Origin of the sequence: Streptomyces turgidiscabies Car8 (assembly GCF_000331005.1) — a bacterium.
Lineage (GTDB): Bacteria > Actinomycetota > Actinomycetes > Streptomycetales > Streptomycetaceae > Streptomyces > Streptomyces turgidiscabies.
Genome location: NZ_AEJB01000494.1, coordinates 1 through 20326, shown reverse-complemented (window position 1 = coordinate 20326; position 20326 = coordinate 1). Strand labels below are relative to the sequence as shown.

At 69.6% G+C, this 20326-nt stretch carries 18 protein-coding genes and 1 pseudogene; 11 read left to right on the top strand and 8 right to left on the bottom strand.

Annotated elements, in window-relative coordinates:
- Nucleotides 1-761: 761 nt before the first annotated feature.
- From STRTUCAR8_RS54735 to STRTUCAR8_RS35420, 3 genes and pseudogenes are all read right to left on the bottom strand, one after another.
- Nucleotides 762-1958: pseudogene (locus STRTUCAR8_RS54735) on the bottom strand (acyltransferase family protein); the annotation flags it as partial.
- Nucleotides 1955-2599 (bottom strand): hypothetical protein, encoded by a 645-nt coding sequence (locus STRTUCAR8_RS35425; protein WP_006381083.1) that lies wholly within the window; start codon nt 2597-2599, stop codon nt 1955-1957. The gene STRTUCAR8_RS35425 and the pseudogene STRTUCAR8_RS54735, both read right to left, overlap by 4 nt.
- Nucleotides 2596-3237 carry an RNA polymerase sigma factor gene (locus tag STRTUCAR8_RS35420; RefSeq protein ID WP_006381082.1) on the bottom strand — a complete coding sequence of 214 codons (642 nt, stop codon included), beginning with the start codon at nt 3235-3237 and terminating at the stop codon, nt 2596-2598. Before STRTUCAR8_RS35420 ends, STRTUCAR8_RS35425 begins: the two co-directional genes overlap by 4 nt.
- Before the next feature lie 355 nt (nt 3238-3592).
- Between STRTUCAR8_RS35420 and STRTUCAR8_RS35415 the strand changes: the two genes are divergently transcribed.
- Nucleotides 3593-5383, top strand: a complete 1791-nt coding sequence (locus tag STRTUCAR8_RS35415; RefSeq protein ID WP_044473464.1) for an acyl-CoA dehydrogenase family protein — start codon at nt 3593-3595, stop codon at nt 5381-5383.
- A 161-nt stretch (nt 5384-5544) separates the two neighbouring features.
- On the opposite strand, the gene STRTUCAR8_RS35410 is transcribed toward STRTUCAR8_RS35415, so the two are convergent.
- Complete coding sequence (locus STRTUCAR8_RS35410; RefSeq protein ID WP_006381077.1) at nt 5545-6927, bottom strand: purine-cytosine permease family protein; 1383 nt, start codon at nt 6925-6927, stop codon at nt 5545-5547.
- A gap of 147 nt (nt 6928-7074) precedes the next feature.
- Nucleotides 7075-7464, bottom strand: a complete 390-nt coding sequence (locus tag STRTUCAR8_RS35405) for a PLD nuclease N-terminal domain-containing protein (RefSeq protein WP_006381073.1) — start codon at nt 7462-7464, stop codon at nt 7075-7077.
- Nucleotides 7465-7561: 97 nt separating this feature from the next.
- Between STRTUCAR8_RS35405 and STRTUCAR8_RS35400 the strand changes: the two genes are divergently transcribed.
- Nucleotides 7562-9019 carry a menaquinone biosynthesis decarboxylase gene (locus tag STRTUCAR8_RS35400; protein ID WP_006381055.1) on the top strand — a complete coding sequence of 486 codons (1458 nt, stop codon included), beginning with the start codon at nt 7562-7564 and terminating at the stop codon, nt 9017-9019.
- Nucleotides 9016-9924: a menaquinone biosynthesis prenyltransferase MqnP gene (gene mqnP, locus STRTUCAR8_RS35395; RefSeq protein WP_006381068.1), complete on the top strand. Its 909-nt coding sequence runs from the start codon at nt 9016-9018 to the stop codon at nt 9922-9924. Before STRTUCAR8_RS35400 ends, mqnP begins: the two co-directional genes overlap by 4 nt.
- A 14-nt stretch (nt 9925-9938) precedes the next feature.
- Here the strand turns inward: mqnP and STRTUCAR8_RS35390 are convergent, their stop codons facing one another.
- On the bottom strand, nt 9939-10574 hold the full coding sequence (locus tag STRTUCAR8_RS35390) for a rhomboid family intramembrane serine protease (protein WP_006381061.1): 636 nt from the start codon (nt 10572-10574) through the stop codon (nt 9939-9941).
- Nucleotides 10575-10717: 143 nt separating this feature from the next.
- Between STRTUCAR8_RS35390 and STRTUCAR8_RS35385 the strand changes: the two genes are divergently transcribed.
- From STRTUCAR8_RS35385 to STRTUCAR8_RS35360, 6 genes are all read left to right on the top strand, one after another.
- Nucleotides 10718-11392, top strand: coding sequence for a UbiX family flavin prenyltransferase (locus tag STRTUCAR8_RS35385; protein WP_006381066.1), 675 nt, complete (start codon nt 10718-10720; stop codon nt 11390-11392).
- 146 nt (nt 11393-11538) lie between these two features.
- Complete coding sequence (locus tag STRTUCAR8_RS35380; RefSeq protein ID WP_006381092.1) at nt 11539-11994, top strand: Lrp/AsnC family transcriptional regulator; 456 nt, start codon at nt 11539-11541, stop codon at nt 11992-11994.
- Between the two features lie 47 nt (nt 11995-12041).
- Nucleotides 12042-13205 (top strand): aminofutalosine synthase MqnE, encoded by a 1164-nt coding sequence (gene mqnE, locus STRTUCAR8_RS35375; RefSeq protein ID WP_006381084.1) that lies wholly within the window; start codon nt 12042-12044, stop codon nt 13203-13205.
- A gap of 25 nt (nt 13206-13230) precedes the next feature.
- Nucleotides 13231-13755 carry a GNAT family N-acetyltransferase gene (locus STRTUCAR8_RS35370; protein WP_006381065.1) on the top strand — a complete coding sequence of 175 codons (525 nt, stop codon included), beginning with the start codon at nt 13231-13233 and terminating at the stop codon, nt 13753-13755.
- 94 nt (nt 13756-13849) lie between these two features.
- Entirely contained in the window at nt 13850-14170 is a 321-nt protein-coding gene (locus tag STRTUCAR8_RS35365) for a DUF4229 domain-containing protein (RefSeq protein WP_044473453.1), read from the top strand.
- A 37-nt stretch (nt 14171-14207) separates the two neighbouring features.
- The gene (locus STRTUCAR8_RS35360) at nt 14208-14858 is read left to right on the top strand and encodes a TetR/AcrR family transcriptional regulator (RefSeq protein WP_044473452.1); all 651 of its coding nucleotides are present in this window, start codon (nt 14208-14210) and stop codon (nt 14856-14858) included.
- Nucleotides 14859-14974: 116 nt separating this feature from the next.
- On the opposite strand, the gene STRTUCAR8_RS35355 is transcribed toward STRTUCAR8_RS35360, so the two are convergent.
- Complete coding sequence (locus STRTUCAR8_RS35355; protein WP_006381093.1) at nt 14975-15895, bottom strand: MaoC family dehydratase; 921 nt, start codon at nt 15893-15895, stop codon at nt 14975-14977.
- Nucleotides 15896-16251: 356 nt separating this feature from the next.
- Here STRTUCAR8_RS35355 and STRTUCAR8_RS35350 point away from each other — a divergent pair, with 356 nt between their 5' ends.
- Nucleotides 16252-18192: an AMP-dependent synthetase/ligase gene (locus STRTUCAR8_RS35350; RefSeq protein ID WP_006381070.1), complete on the top strand. Its 1941-nt coding sequence runs from the start codon at nt 16252-16254 to the stop codon at nt 18190-18192.
- 97 nt (nt 18193-18289) lie between these two features.
- On the top strand, nt 18290-19405 hold the full coding sequence (locus STRTUCAR8_RS35345; protein WP_044473462.1) for a hypothetical protein: 1116 nt from the start codon (nt 18290-18292) through the stop codon (nt 19403-19405).
- An 84-nt stretch (nt 19406-19489) separates the two neighbouring features.
- On the opposite strand, the gene STRTUCAR8_RS35340 is transcribed toward STRTUCAR8_RS35345, so the two are convergent.
- Nucleotides 19490-20326, bottom strand: an 837-nt coding sequence (locus STRTUCAR8_RS35340; RefSeq protein WP_006381048.1) for a LysR family transcriptional regulator, incomplete at its 5' end; no start/stop codon positions are given.

Below are 20326 nucleotides of genomic sequence, written 5' to 3'. Positions count from 1 at the left end.
AGTTCACGTATGTCCGTCCACTCGCCCGCGAACCGCTCGGTGAGGGCCCGGACGGTCTCCGGGCTCGCGCCGAGCCGGACGGCGAGCGCCGTGTCCGCTTCGGCGTCGGGGTGGTGCAGGATCGCGGACAGCGCCCGGTGCAGGATGTGGGCCTGGTAAGGCCACACCTCGACGACGAACTCCTCACCGTCCCGCGTGAGCCGGACGCGCATGATCATTCGGTCACCGCAGGGGTCGTGCGCGGTCCGTGTGCCAGGTAGGCCGCTTTGGTGATGGCCATGGCCAGGGCGTCGGACTCCTGCCGGAAGTGGCCCAGTCGGATGTGGAAGGACTCCTGGTCGAACTGGCCGTCGGGCCGGACGAAGTGGATAGCGGCGTTTGTCAACGCGCTGAGCAGCACATGGAGTTCGTCCGGTCGCAGCCGTATGTCGAAGGGCTCCCCGGGCGGCCCAGGCAGCAGACGGGCGAGGAGCGAGTCGACCACGTCCCGGCCGGCGCCGAGCAGCAGGGTCAGGTAGGCGTCGGTTGCTTTCGCTCGCGCGCAGAGGATCAGGGCCCCGTACAGGACAGCCGCCTCGGAGGGCAGGAGCCTGGCGCTGAAACTCGCACTGCTCTCGCTCGCGTCGACGTCGAAGGAGAAGGTCGTCATCGCCTCTACTTCTACCTGCCGTCACAGCCACGCGCCAACGTATTCGACCGCCATCGGCACCGGCACCCGAGCTGCTCGGACCGGACCTGTGCGCACCGGACCTGTTCGGACAGCGCCGCGCCAGCCTCCGCCCCCACGCCTGCCCAGGCGCCTCGACGTAACGGTAGGACAGCGCGCACAGCGGCAACAGCACGGCGAAGAAGGCCACTTCGAGGACGAGGCTGTCCTGCCGCCACCGGCCGATGGTGTTGTCGGTGACCGTCAGCAGGACCGGGTGCAGCAGGTACACCGAGTAGCTGATCGTCCCCAGTGCGATCAGTGCGCGGGGTACGCGTCGGTGGCGCAGCGCCAGCCCGACGCCGAAGGTGAGGACGGCCAGCAGGAACGCCGTGATCCAGGCGCGTTGTGTGAAGTGGTCCCCGTCGCCGTACGCGTACGCACTCCCCACGCCGCAGGCGACGACCACGACGGCGGTGCAGGCCGCGTACCGCCACCTCGTCCGGCCGTGCTCGGCTCGATGGACGACCGTGCCGAGGAACATCACGGCGAGGATCACCAGACCCTCCCACACCGGCACCGTGCCGTTGAAGACGACCAGCACGAGCGCCAGGGCCCCGGCCACCACACCGCCGAACACCCGGAGCCGGGGTGATCCGGCGCTCGTACAGCAGACGGCGATCACCAGGGCGACCGCGGTGAGGGCGACCAGCGGGCCGGTGCCGACCGCCTCGGAGAGGGCGGAGGGCGGGAGTGTGACCCCGGCCGCCACGCTCACGGCGGCGAGCACGGCCAGGGTGAGGGCGACCGGCGCCGACCGCTCGTGCCGCCGGACCGTGAAGAGGGCGACGACCAGGAGGTAGAAGGCCATCTCGTAGGAGAGCGTCCACAGGACGAGGAGGACGCTGGGGGTGCCCAACAGTTCCTGGAAGAGGGTGAGATGGGCGACGGCGGTGGTGGCGCTGCCGAGGTCGGCGCGTGGCTCGGCGAGGCCCAGCGGACTGAGGACGAGCAGCGCGGCGACGGCGGCCAGGCACAGGGGGTAGATGCGGAAGACCCGCCCGATCCAGAACGTCCGCACGCAGCCCCGGCGTTCCAGCGACGCCGGGATGATGTACCCGCTCACCAGGAAGAACACCATGATGCCGAACCGGCTGGTGTTGAACTCCGGCATCAGCTCCCGCCGCAACTCCGGCATGAAGGCGTACGACGAGTGATCGAACACGACGACGAGCGCGGCGATACCCCGCAGGGCGTCCAGCCAGCCCAGCCGTCCCGGCCGCCGCTCCGAGGTGTCCGGAGTGCCGTTCATGGGGTGGGCTTCACGGGGACGCAGGGTTTCGATCGGGCCTCGGACTCGGCCTTGGCCGCGGTGGAGTCGAGTTCGTAGCGGCCGATCTCGTAGGCGTGCACCGCCTGCGGCTCGGCCCTGCCCTCGCTGTTCTCGAAGACCAGTACGTTGCCCCGACTCAGGGTGACCCGGACGGGCACGTGCCAGGCGCTGACGGGTGTCCTGGCGTCGTCGTCATCCCCGACCTCGACGAGCTCAAGCGCCGCGACGTTGCCCCACTTCTTGCAGGAGTACCCGGGTGGAAGCACCTCCACATCAACCTCGATGCCGTTCGGCTGTAGTTCCCGCGCGAGTTCGTACTGCGCGTCCCGGTCGATGCGCACTTCGTTGAAGGTGAGCGTGACACTGCCGTCGCCGTGGCTCTCCACCGCGTAGGCCACGGATTCGGCCGGGGTGCCCGGCACCACCACCGCGGCGAGTCCGGCCACCGCACAGGCCGCCGCGGCGAGGGCGATCCGGCGGGGGGTGAGCACGCGCCGTACGGGCGAGTGGGTCCCGCCCTCGCCCGCCTCGGCCTTCGCCGACTCGCCCTCCCGCAGCCCGATCTCCCGCTGCAGCTCCGCCAGGAGCCGCTCCTCGAACGGCGTCGTCCTCGCGTTCATACCTCGCCCTTCCTGACGTACAGAAGTGATGTGTCCGGTGTCGCCCCCACAGCCCTGGGCAGCGCATCGCGAACCGCCCCGGAGCCCGTCTCCCCGCGCAGCGCCTTTCGGGCCCGGTGCAGTCGGACCCTGGCTGTGACCGGGCGGATGCCCAACGCGGCGGCGGCCTCCGGGATCGTGAGCTGGTCGACCACGATCAGCTCCAGGACGGCCCGCTCGCCCTCGGGGAGCCGTTCGAGCGCGGCCAGGGCACGCCGCCCGGGGCTCTCCGCGTCGAGCTTGTCCTCGATGCGGACTATGTCGTCGGCCTCCAGCAGCCGCCGCCCGGAGAAGCGCCGGTCGCGCTCGGCCTCCCGGACGACCCGGCGCCGCTCCGACGACACGATGTTGCGCGCGATGCCGTACAGCCAGGCCGTCTCGCTGCCCAGGCGCGGTCGGTAGGTGTGGGCCGAGTCGAGGACGGCGAGGAAGATCTCGGCCGTCAGGTCGGCCGCCGTGTGGGGGTCGTCGACCCGCCGGGCCACGAAGCGCAGCACCGCGTCCACATGACGCCGGTAGAACGCCTCGAAGAGCGCCGGGTCCCGCACCGCCTCGGCCGGCCCACCCCTTAACCTCTCCTCTTCCTTCGCACCGTCCACTCGCGTCTCCTTCGCGTCCTGCCCGTAGCGTCGCTCGCCCTTCTCCTGTTCTTGGACGGAGACACGAAAAGCGTTACGAGCACCCCTCGGCGCGGTGCGTTCGGCCCCTCGACCAACCCTGTGGACGACCTCACCGGCAACTCTGGAATCCCGTGCTCCGATTCGCTCTCTCCGGATTCCGGTTAGCGGTCTCCGCCCACCACGTCGGGGTCGATTGAGTGTTCGAAGTCGCCCAAATCCTCGCTGTCGCACTTCGGCCGATTCCTGTCTATTAATGCCGCATATTGGCCAATTTCTTAAGTGCTCCTGGTCACTATTGGTTGATCCCCGAATAACAGTGGGCATCTCGATCACCATGACCACGGAGACACGTACGCCCCGAACAGCCCTTGATCAAGACGCCGTCACGAGCCTCCTCTTTCGGGACGGCGAGGCGGGAATCGACCTCCACGGCCGGTGGCGAAAGGCGGTCTCGAAGGATCTGTTCCGGTATCGACCCGGACTGGGCACACCACAACGATGGCGGCTCGCCTACGAGAGACTGCGAGCACTGAACGACGAAGTCCCGTCGCCGGAACTCTTCGCCAACGACCCGCGCGGACTCGCGGCGTTGCACGAGTGGACCTGCCCGGTGGACGGCGCCACGGTCACCGTGGCCGGGATCCACTACAACCTCTTCCTCGGCAGCGTCGTCGACGACCAGGTCTCCCCGCCGCGCGAGTTGACGGACTTCACCACCATGTCCCGTATGGGCACCTTCCTGTGCACCGAGCGCGGGCACGGAAACGACGTGGCGGCGCTGGAGACCGTCGCCCGGTACGACAGGGAGCGCGACGAGTTCGTCCTGCACACCCCCCACCCGGGCGCGCAGAAGTACATGCCCAACACCAGCTCCGCCGGCGGGCCCAAGACCGCGGTGGTCGGCGCCCGGCTGATCGTCGACGACAAGGATCTGGGCGCCTTCCTCTTCCTCACCCCGCTGAGCGACGACTACGGCACCCTCCCCGGCATCACCGTCACCCTGCTGCCGGAGCGCGTCGGCGCCTCGGTGGACCACTGCGCCACGAACTTCGACCACGTACGGCTGCCCCGCACCGCCCTCCTCCAGGGCGCCCACGGTCAACTCCTGCCCGACGGAAGCCTCGTGAGCTCGGTCGGCAGTCCGCGCAAGCGGTTCCTGCACGCGATCAGCCGGGTCACGGCAGGCAAGCTGTGCATGAGCGCGAGCGGGCTCGGGGTGGCCCGGACGGCGCTCGCCATCGCCGTCCGGTACTCCTACACCCGGCACATCTCCGGGCCGGTGGCCGGGCAGCGCGTCCCGCTCGCCGCGCACCGCAGCCACTACACCCGCCTCCTCGGCCACACCGCCACCGCCTACGCCATGACCTTCCTGCACCGCGCGGCCACCGAGCGCTGGGTCACCCACGCGCCCGAGGAACGCGCCGACGCCGAGCGGCTGGTCGCCGTCACCAAGGGGTGGGTCACCTGGCGGGCCCGCGAGATCGCGACCGAGAGCCGGGAACGGTGCGGCGCCCGGGGGCTGTTCGCCGTGAACGGACTCGCCGCCCTGGCCGGCGACATGGACGGGGCGATCACCGCCGAGGGCGACAACCTGGCGATCTGGTGCAAGGCCGGCGCCGAGATGATCTTCGGGCACGATCTGGCGCCCGAACCTCTCCGGCCCACCGGCGACGAGCCGTTGACCGATCCGGCACTGCTGCGCCGCGCCCTCACCGCCGCCGAGCGCTACTGGCACACCGCCGCCCGTCGTGACCTGCGGCGCGGTGGCAGCGGCGACGCCCTCGGTCGCTGGAACAACGCCTCCGACGCCGCCCTCGACCTCGTGGAGGTGTACACCGTGGGTCAGGCCGCCGACGCTTTACTCGCTGCCTGCGCCCGGGTCTCCGACCCGATCACGCGCGCTGTCCTGGAGGACCTGGCCGCGCTCTTCCTCCTCCGTCAGGTCAGCGAACGCAGCGGCCTGCTGCTCGCCGAGCAGGCCCTCACCGTCGACCAGGTACGCGCCCTGCCGGAGACCCTGCACACCCTCACCACCCGGCTGGCACCGCACCTCAGCACCCTGACAGAGGCTTTCGACGTCCCGGAGGAGCACCTGTCGTCGCTGCCGATGCTCTCCGGCGCCTGACCGGTGTGTCCACGGAGTCGAACGAGGTAATTCTTGACCTAAAGGTGACGTGCACATGACGTTCGATTGATGTACCCCGACTGACGTGAGCGACAAGTGCCGGGCGTGTAGGGGATGCACGCCCGGCGATCCGCCGACCAGTACCCGCGCCGATCAGCCGGTCAGCCGGCCCGCCGCAACACCCGGTACAGGCCCGCGCTCACCGCGAACCCCACCAGGCACGTGATGTCGCCGGAGGCCGGCCACTGCTGCGGCACCCACCCCACGTACTTCTCCTGGTTCGAGAAGAGCGGCACCGACACCGCGATGCCCACCAACAGGGCGGCAAGCCCAGGCCAGTTGGTGAAGGCTCGGTCGGACAGTCGCGCGCTCAGCGCCTCCACCGGGGTCCGCGCCCGGAGCCACCGCTCCACCAGCACCACCCCCAGCCACGGCCCCACCCAGTACGCGATCACCAGCAGAAACGCCTCGTACGCCGCCCCCGCGTCCGCCAGCGACGACCAGGCGGCCGCCGTACCCGCGAGCCCGCACAGCACCACGATCGCCCCGCGCCCCAGCCACACCGGCAGTCGGAGCCCCAGGGACGTGACCGACATCGCGGACGAGTAGACGTTCAGGGCGTTCGCCGAGACCGCGCCCAGGATGATCGCCAGCAGCACCAGGTCACCGAGCCAGCCCGGAAGATGACCCGTGAAGGCCGCCGTCGGGGTCGCGCCCTCGGGAGCGACGATCGTCGCCGAGGCCGCGCCGATCAGCGCCACGACGGACACGGAAACGAACAGGCCGACGGCCGGGTAGAGCGCGGTGCGCAGGCGGTTCGCCGTACGGGGCAGGTAGCGGGAGTAGTCCGAGGCCCCCGGGTTCCAGCCGGCCGTGTAACCCCAGGCCGCGCTGAAGGCGAGCAGGAAGCCGCCGATACCGCCGCCCGCTCCCGGCGTGCCCAGGTGCGCCTCCTTGAACGTCCAGACGCCGGCCAGCAGGAAGACGACGGCGAGCGCCGGGAACGCGTACTTCTCGAAGGCGTGCACGAAGTTGTGGCCGATGAAGCCGATCACGATCTCCGCCGCCACCACGAGCAGCAGGGCGGGCAGCGGACGCAGACCGGTCAGCGTGTTCAGCGCGAAAGCGGCGCTCACACTGTTGACCGCGAACCAACCGACGCCCGCGACAAGGGCGTTCACACCGGCGGGCAGCAGATTCCCCCGGAACCCGAAGGCGAACCGTCCGATCGCCATCTGCGGTACGCCGAACCGGGGACCGTCCAGGGAGAGGATCCCGTGCGTCAGCGAACCGAGCGCGGTGCCCAGCAGCAGGGCCGCGGACGCCTGCCAGAAGTCGAGGCCGAAGAACAGGACCGAGATCACGCCGATGTACACGGTCGCGAACTCGATGTTCGGGGAGGCCCAGGTCCACAGCAACTGGACCGGGCCACCGTGCCGTTCGGCGTCCGGAATGGGTTCCGAGCCCGCCGTCTCCACGGCGATGACCTTGTCGCCGTACGCGGGGACCGGGGACGCGGGGATGTTCGCCGGAGCAGTCGTCATGCGAGGTAAGTGTCCGGTCCGCGACCGATCCCGCCCAGGGGCGCACTGTCCGCTTCGGGGAGCCCGCCGGCGTACACCTTGTAGGGGGGCGTACGCCCTGTACGGAGGTTGCCGCAGCCCCGTACGCACCAGCCCTCCTGGTCAGGCCTACTGGTCCTTGGGGTCCTCGCCGCTCTCCCGGCGCTTCAGCTCCTCCTCGCGGCGGCGCAGGTCGGCCTCCCAGTCCCGCAGATGGGCGTCGTCGTCCTGCACCGGCTCACTCTCGTCGGCCTTCTCGTCCTTGAGGGACTTGAGGAACTCCGGGTTGTCGTCCGGGGCGATCCACTGGCCGCCGGCGCCGCCCAGGCGCTGGGCGGTGGCACGGTCGCGGCCGATGATCAGCCAGGAGACGGAGCCGACCAGCGGGAACAGAAGAATGAGGATGGCCCACACGGGCTTGGGCATGAAACGGACGTCCTTCTCCTGCGTGGTGACGCAGTCGATGAACGCGTAGATGCTCAGCGCGAGAGGCACCAGGATCAACAGCACCCGCAGCATGTATCGGTTCCCTTTGAGTCGCTGTCCGGGCACTTGGACGGTCGCGTCCGGCCCCCGCTGACAGTCCAAGGGTAGTGCGTGACGGATACTGGAACGCATGGCTTACGACGATCTTCGCTCCCTGCTCAGGGCGCTGGAGCGCGAGGGTGACCTCAAGCGCATCAAGGCCGAGGTGGACCCGTACCTGGAGGTCGGGGAGATCGTCGACCGCGTACAGAAGGCAGGCGGGCCCGCGCTGCTCTTCGAGAACGTGCGCGGGTCGGCGATGCCGCTGGCCATGAACGTGTTCGGCACCGACCGGCGGCTGCTCAAGTCGCTCGGGCTGAAGTCGTACGCGGACATCAGCGACCGGATCGGCGGGCTGCTGAAGCCCGAGCTGCCCCAGGGGTTCGTGGGCGTCCGCGAGGCCTTCGGCAAGCTCGGATCGATGGTCCACGTGCCGCCGAAGAAGGTGAAGTCGGACAACGCGCCGGTCCAGGAGGTCATTCTCAAGGGTGACGAGGTGGACCTCGACCGTCTCCCGGCCCTCTTCACCTGGCCCGAGGACGGCGGCTCCTTCTTCAACCTGGGGCTGACCCACACCAAGGACCCGGAGTCCGGCGTACGCAACCTCGGTCTCTACCGGCTCCAGCGGCACGACAAGCGCACGATCGGGATGCACTGGCAGATCCACAAGGACAGCCGCAACCACTACCAGGTCGCCGCGCGCAAGGGTGAGCGGCTGCCGGTCGCCATCGCCTTCGGCTGCCCGCCCGCGGTCACCTACGCCTCGACGGCACCGCTCCCCGGTGACATCGACGAATACCTGTTCGCCGGGTTCATCGCGGGCAAGCGGATCGAGATGGTCGACTGCGAGACGGTGCCGTTGCAGGTGCCCGCGCACGCGGAAGTGGTGCTGGAGGGCTGGCTGGAGCCCGGTGAGATGCTCCCCGAGGGCCCCTTCGGCGACCACACGGGCTTCTACACCCCGCAGGAGCCGTTCCCGGCGCTCACGATCGACTGTGTGACGATGCGGCGGCGCCCGCTGCTCCAGTCGATCGTCGTTGGCAGGCCGCCCACGGAGGACGGCCCGCTGGGCCGCGCGACGGAGAGGTTCTTCCTCCCCCTCCTCAAGATCATCGTCCCGGACATCGTGGACTACCACCTCCCCGAGGCCGGCGGTTTCCACAACTGCGCGATCGTCTCGATCGACAAGAAGTACCCCAAGCACGCGCAGAAGGTGATGCACGCCGTCTGGGGCGCCCACATGATGTCCCTGACCAAGCTGATCATCGTCGTCGACTCGGACTGCGACGTCCACGACCTGCACGAGGTCGCCTGGCGGGCGCTCGGCAACACGGACTACTCCCGCGACCTGAGCATCGTCGAAGGTCCCGTGGACCACCTCGACCACGCCTCCTACCAGCAGTTCTGGGGCGGCAAGGCGGGTATCGACGCGACGAGGAAGTGGCCCGAGGAGGGGTACACGCGGGACGGGGGTTGGCCGGAGATGGTGGTCTCGGACCCCGACACGGCGGCCAAGGTCGACAGACGCTGGAAGGAATACGGCCTGTGAGTTCCGCATCGGCATCCGCCGCCCTGCCCCAGCCGGGCCGCACGAAGGCCTTCCTGCGCCTGGTGATGATCGAACACTCGGTCTTCGCACTGCCCTTCGCCTACATCGCCGCGCTGACCGCGATGTTCCAGCTGGACCGGAACATCCACTGGAGCCGGCTGCTCCTGGTCACCGTCTGCATGGTCGGTCTGCGGACCTTCGCGATGGCGGTCAACCGGATCATCGACCGTGAGATCGACGCCCGTAACCCGCGCACGGCCCACCGTGAACTGGTCACCGGCGCGATGTCGGTGAAGCACGCCTGGACCGGCGCCCTGATCGCCGTCGTCGTCTTCCTCGGCTCGGCGGCCCTCCTCAACCCCCTGTGTCTGGCCCTCGCCCCCGTCGCGGTGATCCCGATGGTGGTGTATCCGTACGGCAAGCGGTTCACGAACTTCCCCCAGGCCATCCTGGGTCTCGCCCAGGCCATGGGCCCGGTCGGCGGCTGGCTGGCGATCACGGGGGAGTGGTCCTGGGACGCGGTGATCCTGGGGCTGGCGGTCGGCATCTGGATCGGCGGCTTCGACCTGATCTACGCCTGCCAGGACGTCGAGACGGACCGTGAGACCGGCGTGCTGTCGGTACCGGCCCGCTTCGGCATCCCGGCGGCGGTGTGGAGCGCCCGCGTCTGCCACACGCTGACGACAGCACTGCTGGTCTGGTACGCGCTGGCCACGGACGCCGGAGCGTTCTTCTGGCTGGGGCTGCTGGTCGTCGCGGGGGCGTTCGTGTACGAGCACACGATCGTGCGGCCCGATGACCTGTCGCGGCTGAACCGGGCGTTCTTCAGCGTCAACGGGTTCATCGGCATCGCTCTTTTCGGGTGCGCTCTGCTCGACCTGCTCGTCCGTGGGCTCACGGTCTGAATCGACCGCGCCCCTTACGGCGTGAGCGGCGCCGGAGGCACCCGTCGGCGCCGGAACACGAACGCCGCGGCCACGCCCGATATCAGCCCCGCCAGGTGACCCTGCCAGCTGATGCCGGTCTGGGTCGGGGCCAGGCCCGTCAGGATCGAGGTGCCCCAGACGGCGGCCACGAGCAGGCCGACCAGGACGCCCCACGGACGGCGTTCCACGAAGCCCGTCACGATCAGGTAGCCGAAGAGGCCGAAGATCAGACCGGAGGCGCCCGCCGTGTTGCTGTGCGCGGGCGCCACGAGCCAGACCCCCAGCCCGTCGGCGACGATGATCAGCGCGCAGACCCCGGCGAACCGGCGCAGGCCGCCCAGAGCGGCCAGGAAGCCGAGGACCAGCAGCGGGACGCTGTTGGCGGCGACATGGCCGAAGCCGAAGTGGACGAAGGCGGCGGGCACGACGTCGACCAGCTCGGACGTCGTACGGGGTGTGATGCCGAGGCCGTCGAGCGAGTGGCCGCTCGCCACGTCGACGACCTCCAGCAGCCACAGCAGTGCCACCCAGCCGAGCATCAGCTTGGCCGCCGCCTTCGCGCGCTCCCCGCCGGACAGCAGGCCCGTACCGGCCCGGCCCGTTCTCGCCGTAATCCACTTGTCCCACATGACAGACCCCCGGCCCCCGCCCACGACGGGCGATTCAACTCGCCCCCACAGGGAACGCCCGGGCGCCCTCGCCCGGTTCCCGCCCCACGATGCCGGATAAGCTCCGTGTCGTGAACCCACTCAAGCCAGGAGAGACGCCCCGCGTGCCTTGGATCGTGGGGGTGTCCGGCGCCTCCGGCACTCCTTACGCCGCCACAGTGCTGCGAGGCCTTCTCGACGCGGGCGAGAGCGTCGACCTGGTCGTGTCCCGGGCCTCCCGGCTCACGCTGCTCGACGAGACGGGGATCTCCTTCCGCGACGCCCACTGGCAGGACGACCTGCGGGAATGGCTGGCCCGGGGCGCCGACGGCAAGCCCGGCACCTTCGAGGCGGACATCAGCGGCGTACGGCACTGGAGTGCCGGGGATCTGGCGGCCGGGCCCTCCTCCGGGTCGTACGCCACCAAGGGGATGCTGATCGTGCCCGCCTCCACGGCGTGCGTGGCCGGGGTCGCGCTCGGGCTGTCCAAGGACCTGCTGCAGCGGGCGGCCAGTGTGACGCTCAAGGAACGGCGCGCACTCGTCGTCGCCGTGCGCGAGTCCCCGCTGAACGGGCAGACCCTCCGCCACCTGGTGACCCTGGACGACGCCGGCGCGAGCGTCGTACCGGCGTCGCCCGCCTTCTACGCCGGCGCCACCCACATCCAGGATCTCGTGGACTTCGTCGCCGGGCGCGTGCTCGACGCGGCGGGCGTACCGCACGGGCTGTACCGCCGCTGGGAGGGTGAACTCGGCGGCGCGGCCGGGACATCCCGTACGTCCCGTGCTGATAACGACTGAGCCGGCGTACGTATCAGCAACTGGCAGTACCACTCATGACTTTCAGGAACCTCCGGCACGCGCAGCGGTCCTCATCAACCGCAGCAGTCTCCACCTTCAGCAATATTCGGCAGTATTCAGGATTCTTCATCGGAAGGCTCGATCGCATGGACGCCGTGGACAGGCAGCTCATCCAGGCCCTGAGGGAGAACGGCCGGGCCTCCTACGCCGAGCTGGGGCGCCTCGTCGGTCTGTCGGGACCCAGCGTCACCGACCGCATCAACCGGCTGGAGACGGCCGGTGTCATCACCGGGTACCGCGCGACCGTCGACTCCGCCTCGCTAGGCCTGGGAGTCATCGCGCTCATCGGCATCTCACTCTCCGACGCGGCCGACCACGAGGACGTGGCACGCCGGATGCGGGACCTCAGCGAGATCGAGGACTGCTGGTTCATCGCCGGTGACGACTCGTTCATGCTCAAGGTGCGGGCGAGCGACGTCGACGGGCTGGAGAAGACCATCCGGCGGCTCAGCGGGACCCAGGGCGTCTCCAGGACCCGTACGACCATCGTGCTCTCCACGAAGTGGGAGAACAGGGTCGGTGAGCTGCCCGAAGAGCAGTAGAGGCGTGGGCGTACGGTTTACGAGGTCGGTCTAGGAGAGGAACGAGCATGGACGTCGGGCTCAAGCGCGAGCTGGAGGAGAAGGTCAGGGCCGGTGAGCGGCTGACCCGCGAGGACGGCATCGCGCTGTACGAGTCGGACGACCTGGCGTGGCTGGGCGGGCTGGCGCACGAGGTGCGGACCCGTAAGAACGGCGACGTCGTGCACTTCAACGTCAACCGGCACCTCAACATGACGAACGTCTGTACGGCGTCCTGTGCCTACTGCTCGTTCCAGCGCAAGCCGGGCGAGAAGGACGCGTACACGATGCGCATCGAGGAGGCGGTGAAGCTCGCCAAGTCGATGGAGGGCGAGAACCTCACCGAGCTGCACATCGTCAACGGCCTCCACCCGAGCCTCCCGTGGCGCTACTACCCGCGCTCCCTGCGGGAGTTGAAGGCCGCCCTGCCGAACGTCTCCCTCAAGGCGTTCACGGCGACGGAGATCCACCACTTCGAGACGATCAGCGGGCTGTCGGCGTCCGAGATCCTCGACGAACTCATCGACGCGGGTCTCGAGTCGCTGACCGGCGGTGGCGCCGAGATCTTCGACTGGGAGGTCCGCGAGCACATCGTCGACCACCGGACGCACTGGGAGGACTGGTCGCGCATCCACCGCCTCGCGCACGAGAAGGGTCTCAAGACCCCGTGCACGATGCTGTACGGCCACATCGAGGAGCCGCGGCACCGGGTGGACCACGTCCTGCGCCTGCGTGAGCTGCAGGACGAGACGAACGGCTTCCAGGTCTTCATCCCGCTGCGCTACCAGCACGACTTCGTCGACATGAAGGACGGCAAGGTCCGTAACCGCCTCCAGGCGCGTACGCAGATGGCGACCGGAGCCGAGGCCCTGAAGACCTTCGCGGTCTCCCGGCTGCTCTTCGACAACGTTCCGCACGTCAAGGTCTTCTGGGTCATGCACGGCGTCCAGACCGCCCAGCTGGCCCTCCAGCACGGCGCCGACGACATGGACGGCTCGGTCGTCGAGTACAAGATCACCCACGACGCCGACAACTACGGCACCCCCAACAAGCTCACCCGCGAGGACCTCCTCGACCTGATCCGGGACGCCGGCTTCCGGCCGGTGGAGCGCAACACCCGGTACGAGATCATCCGCGAGTACGACGGCCCGGACCCGGCGCGCCGGGAGTCACCGCAGCCGATGCGCGTGTGAGTGCGGTAATGGTTATCCTCGCAGGGTGACTCTTACCTTCACTCTTGATCCCGCGGTCACCCCCGACCTCCGCGACGGGCTCCTCGACCTGTGGACGGACGTCTCCAACGCGGGCGGTGCCGTCGGGTTCGTCGCGCCGGTGGAGAGGGAGACCATTCGGCCCGAATTGGTGAAGCACTTCGCGGCGATGGCGGTTGGGCGTACCCGGCTGCTGGTCGGGCACGACGAGGACGGGCGGGTCGCCGCGACCGCCTTCCTCGCGTTCAACACGCACCGCCTCATGACCCACTGGGTGTTTCTGTACACGGTGATGGTGCACCCCCGTCACCATGGCAGGGGTTACGGTCGCGCCCTCCTGTCGGCGGCGGCCGACGCCGCCCGCACCTTCGAGGGCACGGAGGCGATCCGTCTCACCTGCCGCGGCGGCCTCGGCCTGGAGCGTTTCTACGGCTCCTGCGGCTACAAGGAGGTCGGCCGCATACCCGGCGCGATACGGGTGGCGCCCGGCGACGACCGCGACGACGTCATCATGCTGCTGCCCCTGCTGTGAGCTTGCGGAAGCCCGTGGACCCCCGTGCAAGATCGGGACCCCGCCGTGCTTCACTTGACGGTGCCCCTTTTTGGAACCGGAAGAGTGGATTGAGATGCTCCGCTACACGCTGATGCGCCTCGGGATCTTGGTGGCCTGCCTGCTGGTCGTCTGGGGCGCCGTCTACTCCGGTATCGCCCCGCGCGGCCTGGGCGGCTCCAACGGCATGTGGGTCATCCTGCTCTCCCTGGTGATCTCCGCCCCGATCAGCTTCGTCGTGCTCCGCAAGGAGCGGGACCGGGCGTCGGTGCAGATCGTCGAGCGGGTGGACCGCGCCAAGGCCAACCTGGAGGCGAACCGCAGCCAGGAGGACGACGCCGTCGACGAGGCGGCCCGCGCGCAGGCGCAGGCCCAGGCGCAGAGCCAGCCCTCCTGACCTGACGGCACCGGGCCGCACAACTACCCTTGCCCTCATGGGTGCTGTGAAGAACAAGCGGATGCCGCGCGCCGTCCGTGAGCAGCAGATGCTGGACGCCGCCGTACGGACCTTCGGCCAGCGCGGCTACATGGCCGCGTCGATGGACGAGATCGCCGAACTCGCCGGTGTCTCCAAGCCGTTGGTCTACCTGTACCTGAACTCGAAGGAAGACCTCTTCACCGCCTGCATCCGGCGCGAGGCCAGGACGCTCACCGAAGCGGTCCGCGCCGGCGTCGAACCGGCCCTGCCCGCCGACCGCCAGCTCTGGGACGGCCTGCGCGCGTTCTTCACGCACACCGCCCAGAACCCGGACGGCTGGTCGGTGCTGCACCTCCAGGCCCGTACGCACGGCGAGCCGTTCGCGACCGAGGTGGCGGCGATGCGCGAGGAGCTCGTCGCGTTCGTCACCCAGCTGATCGTGGTCGCCGCCCGCGAGGCCCACCGTGACCCCTCGCTGCCCGAGCGGGAGGTGGCCGGCCTCGCGGTGGCCCTGGTCGGCGCCGCCGAGTCCCTGGCGGCCTGGGCGAACACCACCCCGGGCGTCACCGCGAGACAGGCGGCGACGACCCTGATGAACTTCGCCTGGGCAGGCCTGGACAACCTGATGGCCGACCACCCCTGGTCACCCCCGCCAGAAGAAACCTGATCCGCCAGCGCCGCAAGGGGCAGCGCCCCTGAGGGGCGCGCGGAACTGCGCGACCAGCCACAACGGCGCAGCAGCGAACCGACAACCTCAACAACCCCGACACCCCCTGACGGCGCCTACAGCGGAGCGCCCCGCACCGCACCCCGCAGATGTACGCGTCCCCCGCCCCGCAGTTCGAAGTTCCCGGCGCCGTCCGCCCCGTACTCCACCGTGCCCGGCAGCAGCACCGGCGCCCTGAAGTCGGTGCGGACCAGGGCCGATTCGGGGGTGCCGTGGGCGGCGAGGCAGCGGGCGGCGGTCCACATGCCGTGGGCTATCGCGCGCCGGAAGCCGAAGAGGCGGGCGGTGAGGGCGTGCAGGTGGATGGGGTTGCGGTCACCGGAGGCGGTGGCGTACCGCCGGCCGATGTCCTCGCCGAGCCGCCACTCGGTGACCAGGGGCAACGCCTCGGGCTCGTCACCGACGACCCGTGCACCGGCGACCTGACCATCGGCGGCCCGTGCACCGGCGCCGGACGCCTCGCTCCGGTGCCGGGCCAGATAGGTGCTCCGCGACTCCCACGCCAGTTCGTCGCCCTCCCGTACCTCCGTCCGCACCGAGGCCTCGGTACCGCGCCGGTGGGGCGCCAACTCATCGACATACACGGAGAGTTCGTAGGTGCCGTTGGCGGCGAGCGGGCGTCGGCGGGCGATCTCCACCGAGGTGTGGACCAGCCCGAGCAGCGGGAGCGGAAAGCTGCGCTCGGTCATCAGGAGCATGGCCAGCGGGAAGCCGAGGACGTGCGGGTAGGTGACGGGAAGGGCGTCGTCGCCGACAGGGAAGCCGCAGACCCGTTCGTAGGCCGCGAGGCGGGCGAGATCGATACGTACGCCGGGCAGGACGAGGCGGGTGCCCAGGAGGGGGGTGTCCGGGAGGGCGGCGTTCGGGCGGGGTCTGTTGAGCGCGGCCTTCTTGAAGGGGGACGCCAAGGCGCCCCGGGCGAGCAGGGGGGCCAGGGCCGGAGGCCGGTCGAGGGTGCGAAGCGAGCGGTCGGTCATGGTCAGCTCCCACCTCTATGCCTTACCCGGCCTTACTTACTCCAGAGTCAGGTTACCGGAGGTAAGTCCCGGATCGCCCCTGGATGAAAGTGTGAAGAAGGGCTGGGAAGGCATATGGGGCCGGTGCTAACGTGAAAAACGCTCAGGACAGGGCAAGACGACCCAACGAAAACCTGTATGGCACCTGAGCTTCCACATCCCCGCCGCTCCACCGCCCCGGAACCCGCACGACCCCCACACGTGCGAGCCGTACGATCCGGTTTCTGAACAGCGGGACCGCCGAAGTCGTACATCTGTGGTGAACACCGTCAGAGGTGTACACGCCGGAAGGCCGCCGCACGTCACAGGAGCCGCTCGTGTCCTCGTCGTTCCCGTCCTCCCCGACCCCGCCGCAGATCGTGACCGCCGTCGGATACGACGGCGAACCATTGCTGGTGGAGCCCGAGATCCGGCGACTGGACGGAGCCGTGCGGGAGGTGTCCGTACCGGCGTTCGTCGCGCCCGTGACGTACGGCTCGCTCGCGGACATCCCCTTCGACAACGCGAACGAGGAACCCGAAGCGACGTCCCTCAGCCGCCGTACGGCGGACGGCAGCTGGGAACACGTCTCGGCGGCCGAGTTCGCCGCGCAGGTCCTCGCGCTGGCCAAGGGGCTGATAGCCGAGGGCCTGATGCCGGGCGACCGGCTGGCCATCATGGCGCGGACGACGTACGAGTGGACGCTCATGGACTTCGCCGCGTGGGCGGCGGGCCTGGTGACCGTACCCATCTATCCGACGTCCTCCGCCTTCCAGACCCGGTGGATCCTCCAGGACTCCGGCGCCGTGGCCCTCGCCGCGGAGACGATCGCCCAGGCCTCCGCCCTCGGCCCGGAACGCGACCGTATCCCCGACCTCAAGCACATGTGGGTCTTCGAGAAGGGGCACGTGGAGCGGCTCGCGGAACTCGGCAAGGACGTGCCGGACCAGGAAGTCGCCGTACGCCGTGGGGTGTTGGGGCCCGACACCCTCGCCACGCTCATCTACACCTCGGGCACGACCGGCCGCCCCAAGGGCTGCGCGCTCACGCACGGCAACTTCTTCGCCGAGGTCGACAACGCCATCGAACTCCTCTACCCCGTCTTCCGGGAACGGACGAAGGAGGAGGCGTCGGTGCTGCTGTTCCTGCCGATGTCGCACGTCTTCGGCCGGATGGTGGCCATCGCCTGCATACGGGCCGGAGTGCGCCTCGGCCACGCCCCGAGCCTCAGATCGGAAGACCTGCTCGGCGACCTGGCGGCCTTCAAACCCACCTGTCTGCTCGCCATCCCCTACATGCTGGAGAAGGTCTTCAACACGGCCCGTGCGAAGGCCGAGACGGGCAAACGGGTCTCGTCCTTCGACCGCGCGGTGAGCGTGGCCCGCCGCTTCAGCGAAGCGGTGGAGGAGCAGCGGCACGGCATCGGCAACGGCCCCAGCCGCGCGCTGCGCACCGCGCGCGCCTTCTACGACCCGCTCGTCTACCGCCGTATCCGCAACGCCATGGGCGGCAGGGTCCGTTACATGATCTGCGGCGGCTCCCCACTCGGCCGCCCCCTGGCCGGCTTCTTCGCCGGGTCGGGCATCGAGATCTACGAGGGGTACGGACTGACCGAGTCCACAGGCGCGGCCACGGTCACGCCACCGCTCAAACCCCGTGTGGGCACGGTGGGTTGGCCGCTGCCCGGCACCCGCGTCCGGATCGCCGCCGACGGCGAGGTGGAGCTGTCCGGCGAGCAGATCCTGCGCGGCTACTGGGACCCGAGCGCGGGCGGCGTCGTCCCGGCGGCCCCGGAGGGCTGGCTCGCGACGGGAGACATCGGCTCCCTCGACGAGGAGGGCTATCTGACGATCACCGGCCGCAAGAAGGAGATCCTGATCACGGCCGGCGGCAAGAGCGTGGCCCCGGCACCCATGGAGAACTGGCTGCGGGCCCACCCCCTGATCTCCCAGGCGATGGTCCTGGGCGACGGCCGCCCCTACATCTCGGCCCTGATCACCCTCGATTCCCCCGGCCTCACCCACTGGCGCCAGATGCAGGGCAAGCACCCGGTACCGGCCGAACTCCTCATGGACGACGCCGACTTGAGGGCCGTCATCCAGCGGGCGGTGGAGGAGGCCAACAAACTCGTCTCCCGCCCGGAGTCGATCCGCCGCTTCACCATCCTCCCCGTCGACTTCACGGAGGAGGAGGGACATCTGACCCCGTCGATGAAGCTGCGACGGTTCGAGATCATGCGGGACTTCGCGGCGGAGGTGGAGGGGTTGTACGAGCGGTGAGGAGTGCTGGCGAGCACTGGAGAGCGGTAACCCTGTGTTCGTCCGCAGTCATCCGCACGTCTTCCGGCAGTTACCCGGGGCGGGCGACAATCAGGACATGACGATCGTCACGAACGCGCCGCCCACCCGCAGCGGTCCGATGGCCGTCTTCCGGGGCTTCCTGGGGGGTTGCCTGGGGGGAGCCGTCCCGGTCGGGTTCGTGGTGGGCTGCGTCTTGGGGAGCGGGCGGCTGATCATCGGCAGCCTTGTCCTTCCAGTGATGTATGGACTGCTCGGCTACCTTGCCGACGCGCCGAAACGGGCCAGTAAGGCGGCCGTTGTCCCCGTCACCGCGCTCGCGATGATCGAGAGCCTGCAGGCCACCGGGGGCGAACTGTCGGCCGACGTACCGATCGGCTTCGACCTCACGATCCTTCCTGACGACGCGCCCCCGTTCCGCGTCCGGATGAGCGACACCGTCAACCTCGTGGACGTACCCAGCTACCAGCCGCGCGACATCGTGGTGGTCGAGTTTCCGCCGGACCGGCCGTGGAAGGTGAAGCTCGTCAAGTATCCGACCTCGGAATGGCGGAACCGGGCTGCCGACGCCGTCGTCGACTCGGCGCTCGAGCCGACGACCGTGCAGAAACCGCCGGACAGTGGCGCATACGACGCGGCCATCGGAGTCGGCGTGCTGATCGGGGTGGCGGTCGTGTTGCTGTCGTTTTTCACCGGCCTGTTGGACGGCTTCAAGGGCTCGGACAAGGACACAGCCAAGCCCTCGGTCACGTCCTCGTCCTCGACATCCTCCTCGACGAACACGACGGTGGTGTCGTCGGGGTCCGGCACGGTCGCCCTGGGTCCGGGGAAATCGTTCCTCGACGAGGGTGAACTGCGGCGGGCCGTCGCGTCGCTGACCAAGGGCGGCAACAAGGGCGGGGTGCTCACGGTGGTCGTCCAGGACAGAATGCTGTCGGTGGTGTTCCCGCCCGCGGGCACCCAGGTCGCCCTTTTCGACCCCGACTCACTTCCGTACGACCGCATCCCGGCCCTGGTGAAGGAGGCGACGACCACTCTCGGCGTCGACTCCCCCCAGTCGTGGCAACTGGCGGCGGACAGCTTCACCGGCGCCCTCACCCTGAGGGTGAGCGTGACGGGACTCGACGGCGACACGGCGTCCCTGGCGGCGGACAAGAACGGCAAGGTCACCCTCCGGGTGAGGGTGGCGAGTTGACCACATCGCCGGTGAGGGGCGCGCCCTTTAGGGGCGCGGGGAACTGCGCGACCAGCCTCGACGGGCCGGCAGCCAACGATGAACCTAACCACCGCAACTCTCAGCAACGGTATCCGCAAAAGCCCGGGCACTCGGACTGAGCGCATCCCACCGCCGCACAGCCCACCCCACCGCCAGCGGCCGAAGCGAGGGCAACGGAACAAGCCGCACCGGCCCATCAGAACCCGGCACCACCAGGTCAGGCACAGCGGGGACGATTGCGGCCCCGAGCCCCAACTCGGCCAGCAGTAGAGCCGTGTCCCAGTCGGCCACACTCGTGTCGAACACCGGCCGTACCCCCACCTCCGCGAACGCCGCGTCCAGATGCGCGGCGGAAGTGGAGTTGGGCGGCAGCCGTATCACCCGCAGGTCGCGCAGATCGTCGGCCTCGGCATACGGCCGCCGCGCGAGAGCGTCACCGGCACCCACGGCGAGCACCCACGGCAACTCCATCACCACTCGCTGCTCGATACCCCGCACCGGCGCCCCGATGGTGACCCACGCGAGGTCCAACTCGCTGTCGGCGAGCGCGGCGAAACACCCCCGGCTGGAGTTCTCCGTACGGAACTCCAGGCTCACCTTGGGGTGTTGACGCCGAAAGGCCACCACCGCGTCCGCCATGAAGTGCCGGACGGTGGTGGCACCGGTGGCGATCCGTACCGACCCGCTCTCGCCGTCGACGAGATCCTTGAGCTGTCGCAGGGCGAGGTCCAGCCCGGCGATGCCTTGCGAGGCGGCGGTCTGCAACACCCGTCCGGCCTCGGTCGGCACGACCCCCCGCGCATGCCGCTCCAGCAGGGCGACGCCCGTCTCCCGCTCCAGCCGCTTCACATGCTGACTCACCGCCGACTGCGTACACGCGAGGTCGCGGGCGACCGCGCT

Bases quoted from the DNA above. Each gene is read 5' to 3' on its own strand.
- STRTUCAR8_RS35425 (WP_006381083.1), bottom strand. From the start codon at position 2,599: ATGAACGCGAGGACGACGCCGTTCGAGGAGCGGCTCCTGGCGGAGCTG.
- STRTUCAR8_RS35415 (WP_044473464.1), top strand. From the start codon at position 3,593: ATGACCACGGAGACACGTACGCCCCGAACAGCCCTTGATCAAGACGCC.
- STRTUCAR8_RS35410 (WP_006381077.1), bottom strand. From the start codon at position 6,927: ATGACGACTGCTCCGGCGAACATCCCCGCGTCCCCGGTCCCCGCGTAC.
- STRTUCAR8_RS35405 (WP_006381073.1), bottom strand. From the start codon at position 7,464: ATGCTGCGGGTGCTGTTGATCCTGGTGCCTCTCGCGCTGAGCATCTAC.
- STRTUCAR8_RS35400 (WP_006381055.1), top strand. From the start codon at position 7,562: ATGGCTTACGACGATCTTCGCTCCCTGCTCAGGGCGCTGGAGCGCGAG.
- STRTUCAR8_RS35390 (WP_006381061.1), bottom strand. From the start codon at position 10,574: ATGTGGGACAAGTGGATTACGGCGAGAACGGGCCGGGCCGGTACGGGC.
- STRTUCAR8_RS35380 (WP_006381092.1), top strand. From the start codon at position 11,539: ATGGACGCCGTGGACAGGCAGCTCATCCAGGCCCTGAGGGAGAACGGC.
- mqnE (WP_006381084.1), top strand. From the start codon at position 12,042: ATGGACGTCGGGCTCAAGCGCGAGCTGGAGGAGAAGGTCAGGGCCGGT.
- STRTUCAR8_RS35365 (WP_044473453.1), top strand. From the start codon at position 13,850: ATGCTCCGCTACACGCTGATGCGCCTCGGGATCTTGGTGGCCTGCCTG.
- STRTUCAR8_RS35360 (WP_044473452.1), top strand. From the start codon at position 14,208: ATGGGTGCTGTGAAGAACAAGCGGATGCCGCGCGCCGTCCGTGAGCAG.
- STRTUCAR8_RS35355 (WP_006381093.1), bottom strand. From the start codon at position 15,895: ATGACCGACCGCTCGCTTCGCACCCTCGACCGGCCTCCGGCCCTGGCC.
- STRTUCAR8_RS35345 (WP_044473462.1), top strand. From the start codon at position 18,290: ATGACGATCGTCACGAACGCGCCGCCCACCCGCAGCGGTCCGATGGCC.